At 53.9% G+C, this 219-nt stretch carries 2 rRNA genes; both read right to left on the bottom strand.

Annotated features, from left to right (window positions below):
* A 5S ribosomal RNA gene (gene rrf / locus ACZGCQ_RS17050) occupies positions 1–89 on the bottom strand; the annotation flags it as partial.
* A 47-nt stretch (positions 90–136) separates the two neighbouring features.
* Positions 137–219, bottom strand: a 23S ribosomal RNA gene (locus ACZGCQ_RS17045); the annotation flags it as partial.

Genomic DNA, 219 nt, shown 5'->3' with positions numbered 1-219 from the left:
GGAAGCCCCCAACTACTTTCGGCGTTCAAGTGCTTAACTTCCGTGTTCGGCATGGGAACGGGTGTGACCACTTGGCTATCGTCACCAGACGACGGGCTCGCGCCCTCAAAACTGAAGTCATCAACAATGCATCTGCTAGAACAAGGCCTCGACCGATTAGTATCACTCAGCTCCACATGTCGCCATGCTTCCACCCGTGACCTATCTACCTCATCGTCT

It is taken from the genome of Exiguobacterium sp. HSB13, assembly GCF_056764755.1.
Note: the sequence above shows the minus strand (reverse complement) of the source record. Positions and strands in the feature narration are given on the sequence as shown.